The organism is Roseomonas rosulenta (assembly GCF_016106005.1).
GTDB classification, from domain to species: domain Bacteria; phylum Pseudomonadota; class Alphaproteobacteria; order Acetobacterales; family Acetobacteraceae; genus Neoroseomonas; species Neoroseomonas rosulenta.
This window is the reverse complement of the sequence record NZ_JACADR010000489.1, coordinates 1-1,718: the sequence shown is the minus strand read 5'-3', so window position 1 is coordinate 1,718 and position 1,718 is coordinate 1. Positions and strand designations below refer to the sequence as shown.

Sequence of the window (1,718 nt, the reverse complement as noted above, 5' to 3'; positions counted from 1 at the left end):
CGGCGCGGCCGCGGCTTCGAAGCCGCGGCTGCCCCACCCGGCGCCGTCGCGCCCGCCGAGGCGCGTTCAGTCGGCGGCGGCGCGGCGCGCGGCGTCTTCCTCGGCAGCGAGGCGCACGAACCCCTCGCGCGTCTGCGGCAGCTTCCGCCCCAGGATCTGCTCCGCCACCTGGGTGCGCAGCACCTGCGCCGTGCCGCCGGCGATCGCGAACATCCGAGCGTCGCGCACATGCCGCTCCATCGGGTTGTCGCGCGAATACCCCGCCGCGCCCCAGACCTGCAGTGCCTGGTTGGTCACGCGGATCGCCATGTCGGCCGCCATCACCTTGGCCTGCGCCGCCGCCAGCCGGTCCGGGAAGCCGTTCGGCCCGGCCGAGCGTGCCGCCCGCCAGACCAGCGCACGCGAGGCTTCGAGCTCGATCGACATGTCCGCCAGCATCCAGGCCAACCCCTGGAACTCGGCGATCGGCCGCCCGAACTGCCGGCGTGACTGCGCGCGGTCGAGCGCATGATCATAGGCGCCCGCGGCAATACCGAGCGCAGCCGTCGCCGCCCCCACCCTCTGCCCGTTATAGGCATCCATGAGCCGCCCGAAGCCGCGCGCCCAGCCCCCAGGCGGGCGCAGCACCATCGCATCCGGCACCACCAGGCCGCGCATCGCGACATTCGCCTCGGGCATGCCGCGAAGGCCCATGGACGGGATGCGCTCCGCGGTCATGCCGGGGGGCATTCCATCCCCGTCGCGCATCACAACGAAGCCGCCGATGCCCTTCTCCTCGCCGTCCTCGACCACGCGGGCGAAAACCAGATGCAGGCGGGAGACGCCGCCGCCGGTGATCCAGGTCTTGTCGCCCTCGATCACCCAGTCGTTGCCGTGGCGCACGGCGCGGGTACGCATCTCGGTCGCGGCGGAACCAGCCTCGGGCTCGGTGATCAGGATGGCGGGCTTGTCGCCGGCCAGCACGAGGTCGGCGGCGACGCGCTTCTGGGTCGGCGTGCCATAGGCCATGATCGCGCCAATCGCGCCCATGTTGGCTTCGACCGCGATGCGCCCGCACACCGCGCAGGCATTGGCGAATTCCTCGATCACCAGCACCGCGTCGAAATAGCACAGGCCGCGCCCGCCCCATTCGCGCGGGATGGTCAGGCCCATGAAGCCGGCCTCGGTCATGCGCCGCACCATCGGCCAGGGGTATTGCTCGGACCGGTCCGTGGCGGCGGCCTGGGTGGCGGCCTCTCGCGCCAGCTCGCGCGCGGCGTCGCGCAGCTGCGCCTCGGCGTCGGTCAGTCCATGCATGGCGTCAGCCTCCCCGGATGCGGCGTTCGATCGCCTCGGTCGCGGCGCGGTCGAGCCGCAGCGCGCGGGCGAACCCATCGAGCCAGGCGCGCTCGGCGCCCTCGATCGCGGCGGCGCCGGCCACGGCCGCGGCATAGAGCTGCGCGGCGAGCATCGGGTCCTGCGCCTCGCGGGCCAGGACCTCGGGCGCGACCGCGCGGTTAAAGTCCGCGAGCACGGCATCACGCGCCGCCGGGCCCAGGCCCGCGGCATCGAGCTGGTCGGCGATGCGGGCGCGCTCGTCGGAATCGACATGGCCGTCCGCCTTCGCCGCGGCGATCATGGCGCGCAGCATCAGCACGCCCTCGCGGTCCTCGGCGGCGATCGGCGGGGTGGCGGGCACGCCGGGCACGGGCGCCCAGGTCTCCCGCGGAGCGGGCGTG

General features: G+C 74.1%; 2 protein-coding genes. Both read right to left on the bottom strand.

The window, feature by feature from the left end; translation table 11 throughout:
• Window positions 1–66: 66 nt before the first annotated feature.
• Window positions 67–1,296, bottom strand: coding sequence for a 3-sulfinopropanoyl-CoA desulfinase (acdA, locus tag HW578_RS26170; protein WP_198373637.1), 1,230 nt, complete (start codon window positions 1,294–1,296; stop codon window positions 67–69).
• Window positions 1,297–1,300: 4 nt separating this feature from the next.
• A partial coding sequence (locus HW578_RS26165) for a DUF533 domain-containing protein (protein WP_232479311.1) occupies window positions 1,301–1,718 on the bottom strand: 418 nt, incomplete at its 5' end.